This is a genomic window from Pseudonocardia pini (genome assembly GCF_013870575.1).
Lineage (GTDB): Bacteria > Actinomycetota > Actinomycetes > Mycobacteriales > Pseudonocardiaceae > Pseudonocardia > Pseudonocardia pini.
The window spans coordinates 1-3634 of record NZ_JACBXB010000580.1 but is presented as its reverse complement, the minus strand read 5'-3'; the positions used below and the strand labels follow the sequence as shown (position 1 = coordinate 3634).

The window sequence follows — 3634 nt, the reverse complement described above, 5'->3', positions numbered from 1 at the left end:
GTAGCGCCCGCAGTAGGGGCAGAACGGACCGCCGCCGGGCGGCGCGACCCGCCCGCAGCGCGAGCACTGCGGGGGGCTGGAGGCGGTCACCGGGACACTCAGATGATCTCGGGGGTGTGGTCCGGGTCGGCGACGATCTCGCGGCCCGCGGCGGACCAGGCCTGCATCCCGCCGTCGACGTTCACCGCCGGGTAGCCCTGCTGGGCGAGGTAGGCGACGACGCGCGCGGACCGGCCGCCGGAGCGGCACACCACGTACAGCGGGTCGGCCGCGGGGATCTCGGAGATCCGCTCGGTCAGCTGGGACATCGGCACGTGCTGCGAGCTCGGGGCCCGGCCCGCTGCCCACTCGTCGGCCTCCCGCACGTCGAGCATGGGGGCGTCGGCGGGCAGGTCGGCCACGGGGACGGACGGAACACTCATGCCGCCATCCTGCCACCGACCCTGTGACCCGGTCGTGAGTGGCGATGGTCGCCATGACGACTATCGCCACTCACAGGGTCAGTGGGTGACCGTGGCCTTCTCGGCGCCTGCCCCCGTCAGGGAGCGGACCTCCATCTCGGCGAACCTCTCGGCGTCGAACCGCTCCCTGCGGCCCACGAACGTGCCGACCACGCCGAGCAGGAACGAGACCGGGATGGACACGATGCCCGGGTTGGACAGCGGGAAGACGGCGAAGTCCGCGGTCGGGATCATCGCTGTCCTCGCCCCGGACACGGCGGGCGAGACCACGATCAGCACCAGGCAGACCGCGAGCCCGCCGTAGATGCTCCACAGCGCGCCGGTCGTGTTGAACCGCTTCCAGAACAGCGAGTAGAGGATCGTCGGCAGGTTCGCCGAGGCGGCGACGGCGAAGGCGAGCGCGACCAGGAAGGCGACGTTCTGCCCGTTGGCCAGGATCCCACCGCCGATCGCGACGACCCCGATGACCAGCGCCGTGGTCCGGGCGACCCTGACCTCACTGCGCGGGTTCGCCGCGCCCTTCTTCAGGACGTTGGCGTAGACGTCGTGCGCGAAGGAGGCCGACGCCGTGATCGTCAGGCCCGCGACGACGGCCAGGATCGTGGCGAACGCGATCGCGGAGATCAGCCCGAGCAGCACCTCCCCGCCGAGCTCGAAGGCCAGCAGCGGCGCCGCCGAGTTGGCCCCGCCCGGTGCGGCGGCGATGGCCTCCGGCCCGACGAGCGCGGCCGCGCCGTAGCCCAGGACCAGCGTGAACAGGTAGAAGACCCCGATCAGCCAGATCGCCCAGACCACGGACTTGCGGGCCTCCTTGGCCGTCGGGACCGTGTAGAAGCGCATCAGGATGTGCGGCAGCCCCGCCGTCCCGAGCACCAGCGCGAGGCCGAGCGAGATGAAGTCCAGCTTGTTCGTGTACTGCAGCCCGGGCGCCAGGATGGCCTCCCCCTTCGGCGACGCCTCCACCGCCGAGCCGAGCAGCGCCGAGAAGTTCAGGCCGTACTTGCCGAGCACCCAGAACGTCATCACGAAGGCGCCCGCGATCAGCAGCGCCGCCTTGATGATCTGCACGTAGGTGGTGCCCTTCATACCGCCCACCAGCACGTACACGATCATCACCACCCCGACGACGGCGATCACGACCGACTGCGCGACCTTGTTCGAGTTCGGGATCTGCAGCAGCAGCGCGATCAGCCCGCCCGCGCCCGCCATCTGCGCGATCAGGTAGAAGAACGAGACCACGAGCGTGGACGTCGCCGCCGCGGCGCGGACCGGGCGCTGCTTCATCCGGAAACTCAGGACGTCGCCCATGGTGAACTTGCCGGTGTTGCGCAGCAGCTCCGCGACCAGCAGCAACGCCACCAGCCACGCCACGAGGAAGCCGATCGAGTAGAGGAACCCGTCGTAGCCGTTGACGGCGATCGCGCCCGCGATGCCGAGGAACGACGCAGCCGAGAGGTAGTCGCCCGAGATCGCGATGCCGTTCTGCGTACCCGTGAAGGAGCGGCCCGCGGCGTAGTAGTCCGACGCGGTGCGGTTGCTGCGGCTGGCCCGGTACACCACGACCAGCGTGAGCAGCACGAACGCGGCGAAGATGCCGATGTTCAGGCCGACGTTGCCGACTCCGTCGCTCATGCCTGCCCCTCGATCCCGTGCCGGATCCGCTCCGCCGCCGGGTCCAGCGACCGGTCCGCGAACCGCACGTACACGGTGGTGATCACGAAGGTCGACACGAACTGCAGCAGGCCGATCACCAGGCCGACGTTCACGTTGCCCGCGACCTTCGTCGCCATGAGCTCCGGTGCGTAGGAGGCCAGCAGCACGTAGGCGAGGTACCAGACGAGGAAGAGCGCGCTCATCGGGAAGACGAACCGCCGCAGCCTGCGCCGCAGGCCCGTGAACTCCGGGCTCGCCTGGACCTGTTCGTAGACCGTGCCGGAGCCGTAGCGCTCACCGGTCGTACTCATGGGGACTCCTGTCCTCTCCGCGTGCCCCGGCGTCCCCTCTGACACCGGGTCCCACGGGAGGCGAACGACTCGGGAGCCCGCGCGAGACGTTCCGCGGCAAAACCGTGCGCCCAGCGGTCAGACGGGCCCGGCCGGGTTGATCGCGCTGTCGTCCCGCTCCACCCGGTCCCGGAACAGGCCCAACCTCTCGGGCGCATGCAGCCTCAGCAGCAGCGCGTCGGTGTTGGCGGGCCGGGTCTTCCGGGTCGCCAGGCTGACGACGATCATGACCGCGAACGCCGCGGGCACGCTGACGATCGCGGGCCGGTACAGCAGGACACCCAGCCAGCCGCTCTCGGCGGCGCCCGCGAGGCTCGCCGACACCGCACCCGCGGACAGCACCCCGCCCGTGACCATGCCCCAGATCGCGCCCGCCGCCGTCAGCCCCCGCCACCAGACACCCAGCACGAGCAGCGGGCAGAAGGTCGACGCGGCCACCGCGAAGGCCAGCGCGACCGTCTCGGCGAAGTCCAGCTGCGTCACGACCGTCGCGAGCGCGATCGGCGCGGCCCCGGCCAGGACCGTCGCGAAGCGGAAGGCGTTGATGCGCATGTCCGCGACCGAGCGCCCCGGCAGCACGTCGGTGGACAGCACGCCCGCGAGGCTCACCAGCAGCCCGGACGACGTCGACAGGAACGCCGCCCACGCCCCCGCCGCCACGATCCCGCCCAGCACCGCCCCGGCCGCGCCGCTGCCCAGCACCGCGGTGGGCAGCAACAGGACCGCCGCGTCCGTGCCTCCGGAGACCAGCAGCTGCGGGGTGTAGAAGCGAGACAGCGCACCGAGCAGCGTGACCAGCACGTAGAACATGCCGAGCAGGGCGAGCACGATCACTGCGCTGCGGCGGGCCGCCCGGCCGTCCGGGTTGGTGTAGAAGCGTCCGAGGACGTGCGGCAGGCCCATGGTGCCGAGGAACGTGGCCATGATCAGCGAGTAGATCCCCAGCAGCTGGTGGTCCCCGTCGCCCGCGAGCGGGGTGAGCCAGCGTTCGTCGGTGGCGGGCCTGCCCTCGGGCGTCGGCACCGGGGTGCCCGCCTCGAAGGTCAGCGCGCCGCCCTCGTCGACCTGGTGGACGGTGCCCGCCGCCCAGGTCAGCGGGGTACCGGGGGGCCGACCGCGGTGATCACCACGACCCCGGACACGAAGTGCCCCAACACCTCGCGCATGGCC

The 3634-nt window shown here is 71.4% G+C and carries 4 protein-coding genes; all 4 read right to left on the bottom strand.

The genetic code is table 11. The features are described from left to right. Positions 1–98 precede the first annotated feature (98 nt). Positions 99–422: a rhodanese-like domain-containing protein gene (locus H5J29_RS25130; RefSeq protein ID WP_181783495.1), complete on the bottom strand. Its 324-nt coding sequence runs from the start codon at positions 420–422 to the stop codon at positions 99–101. 78 nt (positions 423–500) lie between these two features. Then, complete coding sequence (locus H5J29_RS25125; RefSeq protein WP_181783494.1) at positions 501–2093, bottom strand: monocarboxylic acid transporter; 1593 nt, start codon at positions 2091–2093, stop codon at positions 501–503. Continuing rightward, positions 2090–2425 carry a DUF485 domain-containing protein gene (locus H5J29_RS25120; RefSeq protein ID WP_181783493.1) on the bottom strand — a complete coding sequence of 112 codons (336 nt, stop codon included), beginning with the start codon at positions 2423–2425 and terminating at the stop codon, positions 2090–2092. The genes H5J29_RS25125 and H5J29_RS25120 overlap by 4 nt, the downstream gene beginning before the upstream one ends. 117 nt (positions 2426–2542) lie before the next feature. Continuing rightward, on the bottom strand, positions 2543–3634 hold a 1092-nt coding region (locus H5J29_RS25115), incomplete at its 5' end, for a sodium:solute symporter family transporter (RefSeq protein WP_446686491.1).

Coding starts and splice junctions, on each gene's coding strand:
- H5J29_RS25125 (WP_181783494.1), bottom strand. CDS start 2,093: ATGAGCGACGGAGTCGGCAACGTCGGCCTGAACATCGGCATCTTCGCC.
- H5J29_RS25130 (WP_181783495.1), bottom strand. CDS start 422: ATGAGTGTTCCGTCCGTCCCCGTGGCCGACCTGCCCGCCGACGCCCCC.
- H5J29_RS25120 (WP_181783493.1), bottom strand. CDS start 2,425: ATGAGTACGACCGGTGAGCGCTACGGCTCCGGCACGGTCTACGAACAG.